Source organism: Ruegeria sp. CDSA221 (genome assembly GCF_059611825.1).
This window is the reverse complement of record NZ_JBXWPK010000002.1, coordinates 234,870-254,259: the sequence shown is the minus strand read 5'-3', so window position 1 is coordinate 254,259 and position 19,390 is coordinate 234,870. Positions and strand designations below refer to the sequence as shown.

At 56.6% G+C, this 19,390-nt stretch carries 15 protein-coding genes; 6 read left to right on the top strand and 9 right to left on the bottom strand.

Annotated features, from left to right (window positions below; all coding sequences use genetic code 11):
* Positions 1-25: 25 nt before the first annotated feature.
* The 4 genes from AC2FJ5_RS03645 to hemA all read right to left on the bottom strand — a co-directional run bounded on the left by AC2FJ5_RS03645 (position 26) and on the right by hemA (position 5,508).
* A complete protein-coding gene (locus tag AC2FJ5_RS03645) occupies positions 26-1,447 on the bottom strand; it encodes a pectate lyase family protein (RefSeq protein WP_496792491.1) in 1,422 nt (473 codons plus the stop codon).
* Between the two features lie 305 nt (positions 1,448-1,752).
* On the bottom strand, positions 1,753-2,874 hold the full coding sequence (gene ispG, locus AC2FJ5_RS03640; protein WP_142633254.1) for a flavodoxin-dependent (E)-4-hydroxy-3-methylbut-2-enyl-diphosphate synthase: 1,122 nt from the start codon (positions 2,872-2,874) through the stop codon (positions 1,753-1,755).
* Positions 2,875-2,944: 70 nt separating this feature from the next.
* Positions 2,945-4,156, bottom strand: a complete 1,212-nt coding sequence (locus AC2FJ5_RS03635) for a helix-turn-helix domain-containing protein (protein WP_496792490.1) — start codon at positions 4,154-4,156, stop codon at positions 2,945-2,947.
* A gap of 128 nt (positions 4,157-4,284) precedes the next feature.
* Entirely contained in the window at positions 4,285-5,508 is a 1,224-nt protein-coding gene (gene hemA, locus AC2FJ5_RS03630) for a 5-aminolevulinate synthase (RefSeq protein WP_496792488.1), read from the bottom strand.
* Positions 5,509-5,832: 324 nt separating this feature from the next.
* Between hemA and AC2FJ5_RS03625 the strand changes: the two genes are divergently transcribed.
* Entirely contained in the window at positions 5,833-7,218 is a 1,386-nt protein-coding gene (locus AC2FJ5_RS03625) for a M20/M25/M40 family metallo-hydrolase (RefSeq protein ID WP_496784917.1), read from the top strand.
* Between the two features lie 109 nt (positions 7,219-7,327).
* Here AC2FJ5_RS03625 and lpdA read toward each other — a convergent pair whose 3' ends face one another.
* On the bottom strand, positions 7,328-8,722 hold the full coding sequence (lpdA, locus tag AC2FJ5_RS03620; RefSeq protein WP_271947557.1) for a dihydrolipoyl dehydrogenase: 1,395 nt from the start codon (positions 8,720-8,722) through the stop codon (positions 7,328-7,330).
* Between the two features lie 214 nt (positions 8,723-8,936).
* Here lpdA and AC2FJ5_RS03615 point away from each other — a divergent pair, with 214 nt between their 5' ends.
* The gene (locus tag AC2FJ5_RS03615) at positions 8,937-9,371 is read left to right on the top strand and encodes a hypothetical protein (RefSeq protein WP_496792487.1); all 435 of its coding nucleotides are present in this window, start codon (positions 8,937-8,939) and stop codon (positions 9,369-9,371) included.
* Here AC2FJ5_RS03615 and AC2FJ5_RS03610 read toward each other — a convergent pair.
* From AC2FJ5_RS03610 to AC2FJ5_RS03595, 4 genes are all read right to left on the bottom strand, one after another.
* Positions 9,368-9,946, bottom strand: coding sequence for a DUF924 family protein (locus tag AC2FJ5_RS03610; protein ID WP_142633241.1), 579 nt, complete (start codon positions 9,944-9,946; stop codon positions 9,368-9,370). The genes AC2FJ5_RS03615 and AC2FJ5_RS03610 overlap by 4 nt on opposite strands.
* 108 nt (positions 9,947-10,054) lie before the next feature.
* On the bottom strand, positions 10,055-11,329 hold the full coding sequence (locus AC2FJ5_RS03605; RefSeq protein ID WP_496693406.1) for an MFS transporter: 1,275 nt from the start codon (positions 11,327-11,329) through the stop codon (positions 10,055-10,057).
* 111 nt (positions 11,330-11,440) lie between these two features.
* The gene (queA, locus tag AC2FJ5_RS03600) at positions 11,441-12,487 is read right to left on the bottom strand and encodes a tRNA preQ1(34) S-adenosylmethionine ribosyltransferase-isomerase QueA (RefSeq protein WP_496792486.1); all 1,047 of its coding nucleotides are present in this window, start codon (positions 12,485-12,487) and stop codon (positions 11,441-11,443) included.
* Between the two features lie 44 nt (positions 12,488-12,531).
* Positions 12,532-15,915, bottom strand: coding sequence for a YhdP family protein (locus AC2FJ5_RS03595; RefSeq protein WP_496792485.1), 3,384 nt, complete (start codon positions 15,913-15,915; stop codon positions 12,532-12,534).
* 68 nt (positions 15,916-15,983) lie between these two features.
* Here AC2FJ5_RS03595 and AC2FJ5_RS03590 point away from each other — a divergent pair, with 68 nt between their 5' ends.
* The 4 genes from AC2FJ5_RS03590 (at position 15,984) to AC2FJ5_RS03575 (ending at position 19,372) form a co-directional block, all read left to right on the top strand.
* Positions 15,984-16,445 carry a peroxiredoxin gene (locus AC2FJ5_RS03590; RefSeq protein ID WP_496792483.1) on the top strand — a complete coding sequence of 154 codons (462 nt, stop codon included), beginning with the start codon at positions 15,984-15,986 and terminating at the stop codon, positions 16,443-16,445.
* Between the two features lie 28 nt (positions 16,446-16,473).
* The gene (locus tag AC2FJ5_RS03585) at positions 16,474-17,346 is read left to right on the top strand and encodes a ferritin-like domain-containing protein (RefSeq protein WP_496700521.1); all 873 of its coding nucleotides are present in this window, start codon (positions 16,474-16,476) and stop codon (positions 17,344-17,346) included.
* Positions 17,347-17,556: 210 nt separating this feature from the next.
* A complete protein-coding gene (locus AC2FJ5_RS03580; protein ID WP_496676091.1) occupies positions 17,557-18,882 on the top strand; it encodes a DUF5930 domain-containing protein in 1,326 nt (441 codons plus the stop codon).
* Positions 18,872-19,372, top strand: coding sequence for a bactofilin family protein (locus AC2FJ5_RS03575; RefSeq protein ID WP_271947570.1), 501 nt, complete (start codon positions 18,872-18,874; stop codon positions 19,370-19,372). The genes AC2FJ5_RS03580 and AC2FJ5_RS03575 overlap by 11 nt, the downstream gene beginning before the upstream one ends.
* Positions 19,373-19,390 lie beyond the last annotated feature (18 nt).

Sequence of the window (19,390 nt, the reverse complement as noted above, 5' to 3'; positions counted from 1 at the left end):
TCCGCAACAGGAGCCGGCCTTTCCGTCAGGGCATCGGGTCGCCAGCAAGGTGGCTTAGATATTCCTCTAGATTAGACCAGCCATCGCCGTCCCGGTCCGCCCAGACATCAGAGGGATCATTCGGGTCCAGGCCAGTCCGCTCTGTTTCCCAAGTATCAGACATTCCGTCCCGGTCAGTATCAACTGCCGCGTGAACAATGGGCAAATCCGGCCAACCGCCCGCCTCGCCCGGATCGTTTATCCGATGTCCATCACAGCCGCGGACGTTTTCGATCACCATCGCATCCAGACTGTCCAAAGCTTGGTCATCCCCGTGCCGGGCCCCCACGGTTCCAAGAACGGTTTCGTATGTCGTGCTCACCTCGGCAGGTTCAACCGACAGCGGCTGGTGAGGCTCAGCCACTAGGAATTCGACCGCCGCATCATCCGCAATCTTGCCCTTCACTGATCTGTCGCATAGCAGCTCAATACGGCTGTCCAGATGCAGGTTATCTTGTTCGAAAACCGAGATGCTGAACCCCTTGTCGGCGCCATAAGGGAACACCTCGAATGCGGCGGGGGGCGGCCTGTTCCGTGTACTGGGGCCCGGCAGGACCACGTTTCCCACATAGGCGATCCAGGTGTCGCCGTAATGGTTCCAGAACTCACCGAATTGCGAGGTCGCGTCGTAGAACACGTTGTTAATAATGTCGACTTGCCCAGATGGTGACGACTGAATGTCTGGATTTCTGTCGCGGTTATGGGCAAACAGGTTTTGATACAGGGTAACCCGCCCACATTGCCTTGCCGTTCCATCATCGGAACACAGCAGAGCCCCTTTTGAATGCTTTCCCTTTGTATGGGTGGATTTATCCAGAGCCAGGGCTGAGATGCTGCGGGCAATCGTGATATCTTCGCTTGGCAGGTTTTCCGTTCCAACGCCCAGATTCTCATCCGTGGCAAATTGGATCGAGACACGGTCAACGTAGATATTCGAACTGCTCTCTATGGAAAGCCCGTCCACGTTCGACGAGGGCTTGTAACTGGGTCCGGGCCGAAACTTGAGGTTCCGCAGCAAAACGTCCTGCGCCTCAAAAATCATCAGGGGTGAATCCAGAACCTTGCCAAGTTTGATCTGCACCCCCTGTCCCGGCGCGGTCTGTCCGGCGATATAGGTGTTCGAAGCCACTTTCATCTGGGTGTCTACAGTGATCGTCCCTGAAATATCGAAAACGCAAACCCGTCCGGAGCCGTCATTTTCGACGCACTCACGCAGGCTGCCCGGGCCGGTATCGTCCAGGGTTGTGATATGAAACACTTCGCCGCCACGCCAACCCGTAGCGTTCTGCCCATATCCCACCGCACCGGGAAATGCGGGCTGATCGGCCACTACGCTATCTGCCACCGTGAAACCCGAACACCCGGCGATCACTACACCCAGGCCGAAGGCTTTCAAGTTACGGCGCATTGCATAAGCCCCCTGTAAGAGTTCGGACCGCAAAGACCGAGGGCCGAAGAGGCAGGAGACAATCTAATCTTCAAGCGATCGCTTACTGGCATACGACTAAGAAACCCATGAAACAAAAACAACAAATCTAAGCGGGAATGAAAATCTCATTCCTCACAATAATGTGGACCAACAGCGTCGCATTTTCAATGAGGTGTCTGGGATTGGGGTCCACCAGATACACGCGGCCAATAACGTGCAGGCCCGATGAATTGACCCTGCATGCCTGCCGAACTGGTCATTCAATGGCCAATCAAGCTGGAAAATTACTCAGCGGCTTCCTGCGCGGCGTCCAGTTCAGCGGCCTTCTTCTCGACCTCTTCAACAATGTGGTCGACCATCTGATCGTTGGACATCTTGTGGCTGGCCTTGCCCGCCAGATACACCATACCCGATCCGGCACCGCCGCCGGTAAAGCCGACATCGGTCATCAGCGCTTCGCCCGGGCCGTTCACGACACAGCCGATGATCGAAAGGCTCATTGGTGTTTTGATATGTTCAAGACGCTGTTCCAACGCCTCGACTGTTTTGATCACATCGAACCCCTGCCGCGCACAAGAGGGGCATGAGATGATATTAACCCCGCGATGGCGCAGGCCCAGAGATTTCAGGATCTCGAACCCTACCTTGACCTCTTCGACAGGATCCGCGGACAGGCTGACGCGGATCGTGTCGCCAATGCCCATCCACAATAGATTGCCCAGACCAATCGCCGATTTGATGGTGCCCGAAACCAGTCCTCCGGCCTCGGTAATACCCAGATGGATGGGGGCGTCCGTGGCCTCGGCGATGCCCTGATAGGCAGCGGCCGACAGAAAGACATCGCTGGCTTTCACGCTGATCTTGAATTCGTGGAAATCGTTGTCCTGAAGAATACGGATATGCTCTAACCCGCTTTCAACCATCGCTTCGGGGCAAGGCTCGCCGTATTTCTCGAGCAGATGCTTTTCCAGGCTTCCCGCATTCACCCCGATCCGGATCGAGCAATTATGGTCACGCGCGGCCTGAATGACCTCTTTCACCCGACTTTCATTGCCAATGTTGCCAGGGTTGATCCGCAAGCATGCTGCGCCTGCCTCGGCGGCCTCGATCCCACGGCGATAGTGAAAGTGGATATCCGCCACGATAGGTACTGGACTTTCGCGCACGATCTCTTTCAGCGCCTTGGACGAGGCCTCATCCGGGACCGAAACGCGCACGATATCCGCACCCGCCTCTGCGGCGGCCTGCACCTGAGCCACAGTCGCCGCCACATCCGTCGTCAGCGTGTTGGTCATCGTCTGCACCGCAATCGGAGCGTCACCTCCGACGGGGACGTTTCCAACCATGATCTGACGAGATTTGCGGCGGTAGATATTGCGCCATGGGCGCACGTGATTAAGGGACATGTGGACGGGTCCAAGACTGTCTGAGTTGATCTTTAAATAGTCAGCCTAACTGGCCACTGCAATGGTCAGATCATTCTGTCGGTGCGGCAGAGCTTTGCGCCTGAAGTTCCGCCACCAATTGCTTGAGGGCGACGTTTTGCTCGGCCTCAAGATCAGCTACCGTATAGCGTTCGGAAACCGCATCCTTGGACAGAACGACACCTTTGGCGACAGTTCCTGGTGCTCCGACCGGGCCGAAATGGTCACCATTCATCGAGAAATAGACAGATCCGGCGGCACCTGCACGTAGGTTAGGCGGTTCTTCTGTCAGCGGTACCTCGAATGTACTGCCCTGTTCGACGGTTCCAAGCGTACCCTCGAAGATGATACTTCCATCCGCAGCGGTGACCCGCATCCACGCCGGATCAACGGCGACGATTTTCAGGGTCGTATCAATCTGTTCAACCACCTGCGGCAATGCCGGGCGAAGAACCGTATGGACTTCGGCAACCTCAACCTTGGGCGGCTCAGGCGGCTGGAAGGTGCCAACGGTACGCGGGTCCAGTGTAGAAATCGGCGCATCACGGGCAACGAGCACCGGCAAATCCAGGGCCTGTGGGCGATACAGCCTATCCAGAGCCTCAGCCGAGGGGGTGTCGATCAGCGCGACTTGATCTTCGGTGGTGTCACGCGCCGCCTCAAGCGGGTCCAAATCAGACAAGACAACCGGAGCCTGTTCAACCGGGCTTACCTGCACTTGCTGAATCCGGTTCAGGACGGACCATCCGCCATATCCAATACCGCCGATCACAGCCAACAGAACCAGAGACGAACCGATAGCACGCGGCTCTATCTGGCTGACCAACGATTCCCGTCCGGGAATATAGGGAGTGTTTGGCGAGATAAACGGATCGCGGCCCATCGGACCGCGAGCCGGCAAGCTGCCCGAGGTCTTTCGAACCACCGACGCCTCGGCCGACATGCCATGCGCGACCTCAAACCCGCTTTCCTTACAAAACGCAAAGAAAGTTTCGTCAGGGTTCATCCCCAGATAGCGGGCGTAAGAGCGCACATACCCTGCGATAAATCCGGGCGTATCGAAGGCGTCCGGGTCGGCATCTTCTATGGCTGCAATGTAGTTGGCTTTGATCCGCAGTTCGCGCTGCACATCCAGTAGGGATTTGCCCATTGTTGCGCGTTCACCACGCATCATGTCACCCAGCCGCACCTCATAGTCGTCAAAGCCCTTGGGCCTGACGTCAGTGTCGCCTTCGGATCCGCGCTGTGATCTGCGCCCAATCATCCCTGCTGCCCCATTCTGCCTGTGCGTGTTTCACGCCGTGGTCGAATCATTAAAAGAATGATTCGCGCCGTAGTTTTGTTAGCGTAATTTTAGCACGCGGCATACGAATTGCACACTTTAGCGTTAGGTTAACCGGCAAGTTCGGCGCGATTTAGCGCACAATGTGACCAAAGTTCGTCCATCGCCTGGATCAAACGGTTCATTTCGTCAGGTCCATGAACTGGGGACGGTGTGAAACGCAGGCGTTCTGTTCCACGCGGAACAGTGGGGAAATTGATGGGCTGAACGTAGATTCCATAGTCATCCAGCAGCATATCGCTGAGTTTCTTCGTGTGCACGGGGTTGCCAACAATCACGGGCACAATGTGGCTGCCGTGATCAATCAGTGGCAGGCCCATCCCCTTGAGCCGAAGCTTGAGGATCTTTGCTTGCGTCTGATGCTGCTCTCGCAATTCGGACGCAGTTTTGAGGTAGGCAACCGAAGCTGCGGCACCCGCAGCAACGGCAGGTGGCAGGGACGTCGTAAAGATGAAGCCCGGAGCATAAGACCGCACCGCGTCACACATTTTAGTGCTGGCCGCGATATAGCCCCCCATGACGCCATAGGCTTTGGCCAATGTGCCGTTGATGATGTCGATCCGATGGGCAAGACGATCACGCTCGGTCACGCCACCGCCACGCGGTCCGTACATGCCAACGGCGTGGACCTCATCAATATAGGTCAGCGCACCAAATTCATCGGCCAGATCACATATCTCTTCAATCGGGCCAAAATCGCCGTCCATCGAATACACCGACTCAAAAGCGATCAGTTTGGGCGTTGCGGGATCATCCGCTTCAAGCAGTTCGCGCAGATGGGCGACGTCATTGTGACGGAAGATGCGCTTGGACCCGCCGTTGCGGCGCACCCCTTCGATCATCGAAGCATGGTTCAATGCGTCAGAATAAATGATCAGACCAGGAAACAGTTTCGGCAAAGTGCTGAGTGTCGCGTCATTTGCGATATAGGCGCTGGTGAACAGCAACGCAGCGTCTTTGCCGTGCAGATCGGCCAGCTCAGCCTCAAGCCGTTTGTGGTAAACCGTGGTGCCCGAAATGTTGCGGGTTCCACCTGATCCGGCGCCTGCGGCATCCACGGCCTCGTGCATCGCCTCCAACACCACAGGGTGTTGCCCCATGCCAAGATAGTCGTTGCCGCACCAGACAGTGATATCTTGCTGCGATCCATCGAGGCGCGTGCGCACCGCATGCGGGAAATGACCATTGCGACGTTCGATATCAATGAAGGTCCGGTACCGTCCTTCGTCATGCAGCCTTGCGATCGCTGAATCAAGCTGAGCAGTATAATCCACCGGTTTCTCCTTAGTTGCCCGACCGATAATACGGCGACCGAACGTCTTCTTCTGCGCAGGATACGAATCTGCACCAGAACATTTCCCACTGCCTGCTTGATACCGCAAGCACAGTGAAAGCTTATTTGATTTGCATCAAATATCCGCTCTGACCCTGACCGACAAGTAAAGTTACGCCCCCTGGACGCGAGGAAACGACGCAGGCACAGCACATTATCTCATCCGGGTTTCCGATATTGTACCAGATTCCTGTCCTTGCGGGCTAGACGGCAAAAGTGGCGCTGATAGGGTTCCGGAAAATCCAAATCAAGCAGGAGCCCTCTTATGTCGCTGGACGCTGTTCTGAACCGCATCGACGCCGATTTGCCAACCTCAATCGACCGCCTGATGGAACTGCTCCGCATTCCGTCAATTTCAACCGATCCGGCCTTTGACCAACAGGTCAACCAGGCAGCTGACTGGCTGGTATCTGACCTGAAAAACATAGGAATTCAGGCTGAAAAACGTGAAACCACCGGACATCCCATGGTGGTCGGGCATATAGGTGAGGACAACAGCGCGCCCCATGTTCTGTTCTACGGCCATTATGACGTTCAACCCGTTGACCCGCTGAACCAGTGGAACCGGGATCCGTTCGATCCGGCCATTGAAGAAACCGAAAATGGGCCAGTTATCCGGGGTCGAGGCTCTTCGGACGATAAGGGACAGTTGATGACCTTCGTCGAAGCGTGCCGCGCATGGAAGGCCGTCCATGGCACCCTGCCCTGCCGCATCACCTTCTTCTTCGAAGGCGAAGAAGAATCCGGTTCGCCGTCGCTCGTCCCGTTCCTGCGTGAAAACGTGGCCGAGTTGAAAGCGGATCTGGCATTGGTATGCGACACTTCGATGGTGTCGCGTGGGGTGCCATCAATCGCGTCACAGCTGCGCGGGATGCTCAAGGACGAATTCACCATCATCGGTCCGCGGATCGACCTGCACTCGGGCCATTACGGCGGACCGGGGCTAAACCCGCTGCGAGAGCTCTCCAAGATCGTCGCCTCGTTCTATGACGACGAAACCGGTCGCGTCGCTGTCGAAGGCTTTTATGACGGGGTTCATGAGGTCCCGGCCGAACAGTTGCGCCAATGGGAAAACTGCGGGTTCGATGAGGCGGATTATCTGAACTCGGTGGGGTATTCTCAGCCACATGGCGAAAAAGGATATTCTACATTGCAGCAACAATGGGCGCGCCCGACGCTTGAGGTAAACGGGCTTTGGGGCGGTTATAACGGCGCCGGTTCGAAGACGGTCATTCCCTCACAGGCGCATTGCAAGATCACCTGCCGTCTGGTGGGTGACATGAACCCTGACGCCTTGCGTGACCAGATTCGCAAGCATGTAGAAGACCGCCTGTCACCCGACGCGAAAGTACAGTGGGACAACGATCTTGAAGGCGCGCCCGCATCCGTCATGAATATCAACCGCCCCGAATTCGAAGCCGCCCGAGGCGCATTGTCCGATGAATGGGGGCGCGAAGCCGTCTTTACCGGAATGGGCGGGTCAATCCCTGTCGTTGGCTACTTCGACACGGAACTTGGCATGGATTCCATGCTTGTGGGCTTTGCCAATGATGATGACGCAATTCACTCACCGAATGAGAAATATGACGTCAAAAGCTTTCACAAAGGCATCCGGTCCTGGGCGCGCATTCTCGACGCTTTGACCCGATAACCAAATCCGGGAATCAAAAGGCCAGATGAAGCTTGGTTCGCTGCTTCATCTGGCCAAAGATACTTTTGGTAATGTGCCGCAGATCGGCAGAGGTACCCCCTGCCCTGAGTTACATATGGATCACACGCCCGTAAGCGTCCAAAACGCTTTCATGCATCATCTCGGACAAAGTCGGATGCGGGAACACTGTGTTCATCAGATCCTCTTCGGTGGTTTCAAGCTGCCGCCCGACCACATACCCCTGAATTAACTCAGTGACTTCCGCGCCAATCATGTGGGCGCCCAACAGCTCTCCGGTTTTGGCGTCGAAGACTGTTTTGACCAGCCCTTCGGGCTCTCCAAGCGCGATTGCCTTGCCGTTGCCGATGAAGGGAAAACGGCCGACCTTGATGTCATAGCCAAGCTCTTTCGCCTTCGCCTCGGAATAGCCGACCGACGCAACCTGCGGATGGCAATAGGTGCAGCCCGCGATGCTTTCGGGTTTGACCGGATGGGCATGTTTCCCGGCGATCAGATCGGCCACCATGACACCCTCATGGCTTGCTTTATGCGCCAGCCATGGCGCTCCGGCAATGTCACCGATGGCATACAGGCCATCGACACCGGTGCGACAGAATTCGTCAGTCACAACATGGGTCCGGTCGATTTTGACACCCAAAGCCTCAAGCCCCAGATTTTCGATATTGCCGACGATGCCCACGGCAGAAATCACGGTGTCAAAGTCGTGCTTTTCGACCTTTCCCTTCACCTCGATATGCGCAGTGACTTTACCCTTAGCGCGGTCCAACTGCTTGACCATCGCCTTTTCCATGATCTTCATGCCCTGTTTGATAAAGGCTTTCTTGGCGAAGGCGCTGATCTCGGCATCCTCGACGGGCAGAACGCGGTCCATGACTTCAACCACCGTCGTATCTGCACCGAGCGTATTGTAGAAGCTAGCGAACTCGATCCCGATTGCACCCGACCCGATGACCAGCAATTTCTTTGGCATCCGTGGCGGCTGCAGGGCGTGTTTGTAAGTCCAAACCAGATCACCATCCGCTTCCAGCCCGGGAAGCTCGCGGGCGCGCGCGCCGGTTGCCAGAACGATGTTCTTGGCTGTCAACTCTTCGCTGCCCTTGTCGGTCTTGACGGAGACCTTGCCCTTGGCCGGGATCGTCGCCTCGCCCATGACAACCGTCACTTTGTTCTTTTTCAGCAGGTGACCGATACCGCCCGAAAGTTGCCCGGCGACACCGCGCGATCGCTTGACCACAGCATCCAGATCATATCCGATCTTCTCGGCCTTCAGCCCAAAATCCTTTGCGCGCTCCATCAGGTGGAACACTTCTGAAGACCGCAGCAGCGCCTTGGTTGGGATACAGCCCCAGTTAAGACATATCCCCCCGAGATGTTCGCGCTCGACCACGGCGGTTTTCAAACCAAGCTGTGCTGCGCGAATGGCTGCGACATACCCGCCAGGACCAGCGCCGATTACGATCAGATCAAAAGATTGTGCTGCCATGTTTCCCTCTCGGAGCAGGTCATTTCCAAATTAGTTTACCATTAAACTAATACCAGCCACCCTTCAACACTTAGTCCCCGCGACAAAAGCTACGCAGGGTAAACCCATACGGATTGCAGAGGTTCGAGCCTATACCGCACCCGTTCGAAACGCTAGAAGATAGCTAAGTATCCCAGTTGCTCCATTCTAAATCCATTTACGCGAAAGGCATAACATGGCTAAAACGCTGAAAGATCTGGTCCTCGCCCTAATCAACGCCACGCTTATCCTGGTGGCCTTGTGTTTGTTTTTGGGCTGGAAGCTGACCACAACAGCGCAGTCCCTGATGTCTGATTTTTCACAGAAGGTTCAGATCGTCGCCCCTTTGCGCGAAGAGGTTCAAGGGGTGCGCAGTGAATTGGCAGCACTTCGCACTGAACTCGCGACAATACAAGTCAATGGCGCGCTTGCCGACACCGCCACCGCCCAACGGGTCTCGCAAACGCTCGACCGTCTGAGCCAAATCGAAGATACGCTGCAGGCGGCGCAGTCTCGTATCGTTGCGGTTGCCGAAACGCCTGACGCCTTCATCGGCACCGCAATAGAAAAAACGGCCGACACTGTGGCCGACCGTATTATCACAATCAAAGGTTGTTCGGTCGAAGGCTAACCTGCGGCCTGAAGCTCTCGGACGGTGGATCCGTACCCGCCCATGTTTACATAGGCGGCCTCATGTTCGGTCATGGGGCGCGACAATGCTTCGTTACGATAGGGGAAACGGCCGAACTTTCGGATCACCTCCCTATGCGCCCTTGCATGCAGCAGGTTGGTTGACTTGGATTCGTCGATATTCTGGCACATCAGGCGTACACAACGCTCTTGGTCACACAGATTTTCCGAGTGCATCAGTGGAAGATAAAAGAACTGCCGCGCGGGTTCGTCAATCTTCAGATCCCAGCCCTTGTCGATGGCGCATTTCGCTGCCGACAAGGCCGCCTTGTCAGTGGCGAACGCCTTACCACTGCCGCGGAACATATTTCTAGGAAACTGGTCCATCAGAATGATATAGGCCAGTGCCCCGCTGGGGTATGTCAGCCAGAGAGAGAACTTTCCCTCATTAGCAATTTCCCATGTGGAAAGAAATTTTTCGCGGATCTCTGCGTCTAGCGCTTCATCCTCAATATACCAACCATCTGGACCCACTTGATCCAGCCAAAAACTCAATACTTCTTCAGGCCCTACCATTGCCTTGCTCCGTCGTTTTGCCCTCCCCAGGGACGTAACGTCATTTAAGGCTGATTTACAGATTTGTGACAGTAAAAATTTGCAACACTTGCGACATAATTTCGTGTCCTAGGCTACATCTTGCGTTTCCTGATCGGCTTCGGCGGCTTCGATAGCCACCTCTTGCGCCAATTCGAACGCCACCGGCGAGGCCGTTGGGTAAAGCGGAGACATCGTGCCCGTCTCGTCCACAGGAATCGCCGCACGCTGTGTCATGCGATACATCGCATAGACCGCAGTGGCTGCAAGCAGTGCAAAGATGATCAGGAAAAAGCCCGACGGTCCGAACACGTCATCGCCCATCAACCACCCGGTAATCAGCGGGCCGGCAATGGCGCCCATTCCATTGATGAAGACCAGTCCGCCAGAGGCCGCCGCCATATCCTCATGCTCCAGAAAGTCATTCGTATGCGCAATCAGCAGCGAATACAGTGGGTTAGACATGCCTCCGATCACAAAGGCCGAGGCCAGAAGGAACGGAAATGAGGTCGACCCGAACATCATCGCAGTGGCCGCCCCGCAAGCACCAATGATACCCGCCAGCATGATCAGGAACCGGCGATCCATCCGGTCCGAGAACCAACCCAGCGGATATTGCAGCAGAATTGCTCCGATATAGAAGGCGGCCACGAAGGTCGAAATCTCAACCAGTGTCAGCCCAGCGCGCGCGCCATATACCGCCGCCATACCAAACTGGGCCGAGAACACACCGCCCAGCAGGAACATGCCGACGCAGCCCAGTGGTGATTTCCCCATCAGATCACGCAATGTCATGGGCTTGGTCGTGTCAAATGCCGGTGTCGGTGAAATCGACAGCAGAATCGGAGCAAAGGAAACCGAAACCAGAATGGATGCGATCACAAAGGTTTCGTAACCAGCAGGATCGCCAACCAGCATAAGCCCCTGAGCAGTGATGATCCCAGTCATCTGTACGATCATATAAAGGGAAAGCGCCTGGCCCCGGTTCTCGTTATTGGCCGCGTTGTTCAACCAGCTTTCAGCGGTGACATACACGCCCGAGAAACAAAACCCGATCACAACACGCCCCAAAGCCCACGCGACTGGCTCGGTCAACATCGGATACATGATCATCACGGCCGAAATAAAAGAAGCTAGCGCAGCAAAGACCCGCACATGTCCAACCCGCCGGATCATCTCCGGTGCAAGGCGAGAACCTCCGAGGAAACCTACGAAATAAGCTGACATCACAACAGACATCTGAAGGGTCGAAAACCCTTCGATCTCGCCTCGAACGCCCAGGATTGTGCCCTGTAGGCCATTGCCAATCATAAGCAGGCCCATGCCAAGAAGAAGTGACCACGCGCTGGTAATGACCTGAAGCATAGAGGCCTCCGAGATTGCTAACCTGAACTAGAGATTCGTTTTTATATCAAAAACGGCTTTGAGCCAGCTTGTCTACGACATCGAAACGCAACGATCCCGACAACACGCCGCTCAAGGGATCAAAAGCGACCCATCCCCATATGAAAAGAACCGATAGTTCTGCGCAATCGCGTGCTCATAAACCTCTTGCATCCGATCCTGCCCCATCAAAGCTGAAACCAACATCAGCAGCGTGGATTTCGGCAGATGGAAATTGGTGATCAGCGCATCCGTGACGTAAAACTGAAAGCCCGGATAGATGAAGATGTCGGTATCGCCCTCCCAGGGTACGATCTGCCCACTGCGGGCGGCGCTTTCGATCAATCGCAGCGCGGTTGTGCCCACCGGAATGACACGGCCACCTACGGCTTTGGTTTCACGAATTTCACTGACGGCTTCCGCACTGACCCTGCCCCATTCTGCATGCATCTTATGGGTCGTCACGTCCTCGACCTTGACTGGCAGAAACGTTCCGGCACCAACATGAAGCGTAACGTAGGAAACAGAAACACCGCGCGCGGTAAGCGCTTGCATCAGCGCTTCGTCAAAATGCAGCGACGCGGTGGGCGCGGCCACTGCCCCGGAGTTGCGCGCCCAGATCGTCTGGTAATCCGTCTTGTCCTGCGCATCGGCAGGGCGCTTGGCGGCAATATAGGGCGGCAGCGGCATGGCGCCGGCCTGTTCCAGCGCAGCATCGAAATCCTGCCCCGTAAGGTTAAACCGCAGAAAGGCCTGCCCGTCCGCCACCCTATCCAACTCAGCGCTCAGTTGATCCGAAAACCGGATCAACTCACCTGTCTTGACTTTCTTGAGCGGTTTGATCAACGCGGCCCAGGTGCCATCTGCCTGCGGATCAAGCAACGTCGCTTCGATCGACGCAGACACCGGCCCTTGCGCACTGTCGCGATGACGCCGCCCGCTGAGGCGTGCCGGGATGACCCGCGTATCATTCAACACCAGCCGGTCACCGGGTCGCAGCCAATCTGGCAGGTCAAAGACATGCGCATCCGAGATTGCATCGCCCTCGGCCACAAGCAAACGCGCCGAAGACCGCGGGTTGGCAGGCCGGGTGGCAATCAAATTCTCGGGCAGGTGGAAATCGAAATCGCTGAGTTTCATGGGCGCGCCTTACAGGGTCGTATCAGATTCGGCTATATCCCTGTTCAGTTGTCTTTTGGCGGCGATCCAAAGGTGCGCTTGGGCTCATCCGGCTTGGCTTTCTGTGCATTTGGCCCATCCTGAACCTTCGGCGCGGGCTCCCTTAGAAGGTTGCGCAAGAACAATGGCGCAAGCCCTGACAGAGGGTTGACCGAGACAGAGGGTGATTTCAAAGGGCCGGTCAGAGTATAATTGAACGCGATCACACCCTCACCTTTTTTGGTGAAGACACTTCCAATCGCATTCACCAGATAGATTGGGGAAATCGCGCCACGCAAATTCAGCATTTCGCTAACCGTGTCGATTGTCCCGTCGAAGGACAATCCCATCGAAGGACCGACGGCGCTGCCGCTCAGAACCTTGATTTCGGTCGGCGTAATCCGCATTCGGCTTTCGATGCTCGAGAAAAAGATGCCTTGCCCAGCCATTTCATCCACAAGCCCAACAAGGCTGATTGCGTTCAGCAAGGCAGCCATGGCCGGGGCGTCATGAATTCGGGTGTTCGCGATCTTCATGATGACATCGAAGTTCCCGGCCCCGCCGACCGGTTCCAGTTGCAGGTCCAGTTTGCCTCCGCGCGCCTGGGTTATCATTTTGGCCGATCTCAGAACGTCGCCTGCATCACCAGAGGTCAGATTGACGGCGCTGCGCCCTCCGCGCGGGGACACCTGTCCGCGCACAGCAGCACCGCCGTTTACATTCGCCGTGAACGCGCCGCTGACACCGCCAGTTGTCGCAAATTTTCCCTTGAACCCGGTCAGGGCGATCGTCTCTGTAATCTGGAGGCGATCCAACACTACATCCAGCTCGGGCCCCTGCCCGGAACCACCGCCACCACCTTCGGAGGATCCAAAGGTCGCGCCCCCCAGATTCATCACGCCCCCCAGAACCCTGATGTCGGGCAAGGCTGATCCCCGTGATATCAGCTCCGCCGGAACCGCAAGCCAGTTCCCCAGTTCGAATGAGCTGAACTCAACACGATCGAAAGCACCATTTTTGAAATTAATGGAGGCCAGGCTTCTCAACCCCGCCGCATCCAGCCGAAGTGTATCCACGCGCATCTGATCGCCCAGCGTTGCCTCGACATCCATCGACCCCTTGGTACCAGCGCCTTTGCGCCACCCGAGCTCGGGGATAGACAGCACTACGCCTTCCAGATCCGATGTCGCCGTCAGTTTCGGGGGGCGGCCAGCACCGATGCCCAAGGTTATGTCGGCCACGCCTTTTCCGGTCAGCATACCCTTTGGTAACCCGGCACGCAGCTCGGTCACCAACCGGGGCGAAATCTCGATCTGCCCTTTCAGTTCACTGGGTTTCGGTTCTCGACCCCCAATAGGCTGGCGCCAGGTTGCCTGCAGGGGCACGTCGCCGAAATATCCGTCGCCGCCGACTTCGACAGCGGATTGGTCACCTGAAATAGTCAACTGAGGCGCGCTGACGACAAAACCTTTGACCAAGCGATCACTGTGCACATCACCAATCTTACCAGTAAAGTGAAACTGGGTTTCATCGAACTTCAGCCCCTTCTTCATCGGCAGAGATAAGGTGCCTGACAGTTCCACATCGCCAGAGGCCACATCCACGGGCAAATTTGCCTTTGTCATCAGCTGCAGAGGGGGACGATCCATCAAAGACAAGGCGGCCGTTGCCGAGCCCTTGGCCTTGACGCGCACAATCGCCGGCGAAAGCTTTTTGATCGACGTATCCGGAATAATGAAGGATGTTCCTGACCCGTCTATCGGGCCGCCCTGATCGGCAATGACAACCGCTTTCTCGGCTGTCACGGTAAACCGTTGGTTGATCAGGCTGGCCTGCCCCTGAGCGTCCTGGACCGGAGGTAAAGTTTTGGCAAAGCGGACTTTGGCGTCGTCGAACCCGAAGTCCAAGTAAATGTCCGGCTTGGTGTCCGGCTTCAACCGTAATGCAAAATCGACATCCGAGAGCCGGCCTTCATATAAATTGTCGGACACCCATTTACGCGGCTTTTCGGCAAGTAATTGGGGCCAGTATCTCAGCAACTGGCCTGACTCCAACTCGTCCAGATGAGCCTCGAGGTACCCCGACCAACCTTCGGCTTCACCAATCAGATTTCCCCTAGCACGCAGCGTTAGGTTTTCGTCTTCAACCGTCATCTGTCCGAGGCGCAACTCGAACGGGGCCAGCTTCATCTTCAGATCAAGGTCGGCACGCGCCAACTTGAGGGGTTCCGGAAACAGCCCAGCCGGGTTGATGTCGATGCTGCTGAGGCGGAGTTGAGAGGTCAGGCTTTCCAGCAGTCCATTCTCGATACCTCTCAAAAAGGCCCTTCCCTCGGCCTGAACGGACCCCCAGGCAGAGACCACAGAAACCTCGTCGAAATCCAGCTCCTGCCGACTTGGGTCATAGCTGAAATAAGCCCTGGCGGATTCAAACGGGATCGGTTTTGTCTCTTGGTTGGCTTGCACCGCGCCTGCCGCAAGGTTCAGGGTCGCAAATAACGGCCCCAGCGCCGCGTTGCCATCAACGCTGCCGCGCACCGCGCCCGAGATCGGAGCGTCAAGGACCTGTAACCATGACAAGGCAAGGCTTTGACTTGCAATATCCTCGGCAGGCAGGTCGGTTATGGCAAAGCCAAAGCTTGCCTGGGGCGTTCCAAGTACGCTGGTATAATTTACCTCAATCGAACTGGCATAATCGCGCCCTGTCAGAACAGAGAACCCGGTGGACATGCGCATTTCGTCACCGGTACGGATGATCGAAATATGTCCGCCGTCGAAAACCCAGGCGCGCGACAGGCGCAAATCCTGATAGTCCAGCGTCAACGACTCAAGCTCGACCGACCGCAGGCCCGACAGCAGCGGTGACAAAAAGACATCGTCAGATTCCTCGATCAACTCGATCAATGTCCGCGCCCGCTGAACCGGTGCACTGCCAGAACCGACTGTCAACGAAAGCGCCCCGTCCAATCCGCGGGTCAATGCGATTTGGGCATCGCGCAGGGTAATCGTGCGCGGCCGGATTTTCCCCCGTAGCAGCCACCGCATCGACAACCGTGTGCGCATATCCGCCACTTGCGCGATCTGTTGTCCCGCCGCGTCGCTTATGGTCACGTCCGTCAGTCGCAAACGTGGCAACCAGTTTTCGTTGACAATAAAGCTGGCATCGCCAAAGCGGATCTTGATCCCCCCAAGGCTTTGATCCAGCCGTTTTTCGGCCTGGGCCCGCATCCAGTCGGGTGCGTGCAGCTGTTTGCCAATCAGAAAGAACCAGCCGCCAAAGGCCAGCAGGCAAAGCAACAGGAAGGTTCCGACGATCCCCCACGCAGCGATGCGGCGGCGTGACCGACGGCGGCGGGGCTTCCCGTCCGGGCCTTCTTGTGTATCTTCTTGCCGCGCCAAATTCCGACCCACGCCCTATTACCTGCTTGCACCAAACCATGATGTCAGGCAGCACTTAAAAACCTTTAGCGGAGTTTCCAATGCCCGACGTTACAGACATCGCCCCCGGTTTCACTTTGCCCCGCGACGGCGGTGGTGAGGTTACGCTGTCAGACCTGCAAGGCAGCGCCGTCGTTTTGTTTTTCTATCCCCGTGATGATACGCCGGGCTGCACCAAGGAATCCATCGGTTTCTCGGAACAACTTCAAGCCTTTGCTGATGCCAGCGCCCAGGTTTTCGGCATCTCGCGCGACACGGTGGCTAAGCATGACAAATTCGTCGCCAAACACGGTCTTACGACGCCACTTTTGTCCGACGAAGGCTCGACCGTTTGCGAGGATTACGGTGTGTGGGTCGAGAAGAACATGTACGGGCGCAAGTCGATGGGGATCGAGCGTTCAACCTTTCTGATTGACGCCGACGGTAAGATCGCTCGCATCTGGCGAAAGGTCAAAGTGCCCGGCCATGTGGAAGAGGTACTGGAAGCCGTGCGCGCGCTGTAACCCCTTCACCGCGGTCGTCATCCGGATTATGACCCGCACAAATCTTGAAAGCGGAGATATCCCGGTGTCGAAAACACTGACCCAAATGGCGACCGAAGTTCTGACCACAGCAGACGGGCGCGAAAAGACCGCCCTGTCCAAGCGCCATGCCGCAGCTTGGTTTGCGGCGCGATCAGGGGACGCTCCTGCGATTGAAGTGGGCACCGCAACACCGCCGTTGAATCCCGCCCGACCGGACAAACCGGATTTGCTGTCCCCCCGGGATGTCCCAAGGCGCCGCCCCGGCTCCGAGGCTGGGCGCATTGCCCTGCTACACGCGGTCGCCCATATCGAACTGAACGCAGTTGATCTGCATTGGGATATAATCGCCCGATTTGGCCATGTCCCTATGCCTATCGGTTTCTACGACGACTGGGTCAAATGCGCCGAAGAGGAATCGCGCCACTTCGAAATGGTCTGCGATTGCCTGGAACAGATGGGCAGTCATTACGGCGCCCTGCCCGCCCATGCGGGTATGTGGCGCGCGGCCGAAGATACAGCAGAAGATTTGATGGGCCGTTTGGCCGTAGTGCCAATGGTGCTTGAGGCGCGGGGTCTGGATGTGACCCCCGGCATGATTGACATCTTCCGCAAGGCAAAGGCTGAACAGGCCATTGCAGCGCTCGAGGTGATCTACGCCGAAGAAGTCGGGCATGTTGCTTACGGGTCCAAGTGGTTCCATTTCCTTTGCGGACGCGAGAACGCTGACCCAAAGGGTATCTTTCACGATCTGGTCCGGCGCTATTTTCATGGCGTTCTTAAACCGCCCTTCAACGAAGAAAAGCGGGCCGAAGCCGGATTACCGCCGGATTTCTATTGGCCGCTGACCGAAGGCCTGCCGCCGCCCGGCTCTGCCTGCTAGGTCGGCATGCACGGTCATAGCGGTCTTTGAAACATCCTCCAGTTGATGTAATCGGCAATTTCTCGCCGAGAATTGGCGGGATTAACCCTGTTTGTTGTGTGAACTAGTTAACAAACTTGCCCAAATCGGACGTCCCCTCTATTCAGTTGCCCCAAGGGACGGAGACCACTCACAACCGATCCCGAATTTGGGGATCGAGAGGTAAGGCGCGTGCGAACACGTCTGGCAATCAAACTACATTCGCTGCTTGAGCAGCACTTCCCGGAACGCCGGGTCTTTCTGAAATCTGACAATGACACACGGTTCATCCGGCTCAGCTCAGAGACACAAATCTTTGCAGTTGCTGGTGTTGCCCTGTTTGTTGGCTGGACTGCGGTCACTACGGCAATCCTGTTGATGGACAGCATCGGATCAGGCAACTTCCGGGAACAGGCCAAGCGCGATCAGGCGACATATCAGGAGCGGCTGAATATCCTGTCAGCAGAGCGTGACGTGCGCGCTCATGAGGCTCTGATGGCTCAGGACCGGTTCAACGCTGCGCTTGAACAGATCTCTGCGATGCAATCCGAGCTGCTGGCGTCCGAAAACAGCCGCCGTGAATTGGAAACGGGGATCGAGGTAATCCAGTCCACCCTGCGCACCACCATGAAACAACGGGAATTTGCCCGTCAGGAGCTTGCGGCGCTGCAACAATCAGATTCCGATGATGGGCTCATGTTGGCAAACACTGCCAGCCCCGAACAGATGGAATTTATGACCGTTGCTCTGACTCGCACCGCGCAAGAGCGTGATCAGATCGCAGCCGACGCCCGGAACGCATTGGATCAGCGGGACGATCTCGAGCTTGAGATCCGGCTGATGCAGGAACGCAGCGACGAAATTTTCCGTCAGCTAGAAGAAGCAATGATCATCTCGGTCGAACCGCTCGACAAGATGTTCCGACAGGCAGGTATGCCAACTGACCGTATCATTGAAGAAGTACGGCGTGGCTATAGCGGCATGGGTGGCCCCCTCACCCCAATTTCCTTCAGCACGCGCGGTGAGGACCTGACCCCCGACGAGATCCGCGCGAACACTCTGTTGCAACAGATGGACCAGCTGAACCTCTATCGTATCGCAGCAGAAAAGGCCCCGTTTGCCAGCCCGGTGAAAGCGGCTGTCCGCTTTACCAGTGGCTTTGGCACGCGCCGTGACCCTAAAACGGGCGGTCGTCGCATGCATAACGGTTCCGATTTTGCAGGTGCACATGGAACTGATATCTTTGCGACCGCCGACGGCGTAGTCACCCATGCGGGCTGGCAATCGGGTTTCGGGCGTCTGGTCAAAATCCGGCACGCCTTTGGAATTGAGACACTTTACGCTCATAACACCAAGTTACGGGTTAAGGTTGGCCAAAGGGTCTCGCGCGGGGATCATATTGCTGATATGGGTAACACCGGACGGTCGACCGGAACGCACCTGCACTATGAGGTTCGCGTAAACGGAAAACCAGTTAACCCAATGACTTACATCAAGGCTGCAAGAAATGTTTTCTAAGAGCAAAATCAACGAGCCCGGAACCAATGCCCCAGAGGCCGCCAAGCCTGCCGCTCCGGCCACTCCGGCAACCCCTGCACCGACGGAAACCAAGGCCAGCACCGCGCCCAAACCCAAGCCACCCGCATCGGTCCTGTCTTCGGATCTGCACATCACCGGCAACCTGAAAACCTCGGGTGACATTCAGGTCGAAGGTACGGTGGAAGGTGACATTCGTGCGCATCTGCTGACCATCGGTGAAACGGCGACCATCAAGGGCGAAGTCACTGCAGATGACGTTGTCATCAACGGCCGTATCGTTGGCCGCGTGCGTGGCCTGAAAGTGCGCCTGACCTCGACCGCACGGGTCGAAGGCGACATCATTCACAAGACAATCGCCATCGAAAGCGGCGCGCATTTCGAAGGCTCCGTTCAGCGTCAGGACGATCCTCTGAACCCTGGCCGCAGCGGAAAACCGGGCGCTAACCCGGCTGCTGACGTCAAACAGTAATCCTGACAGACTGACAGG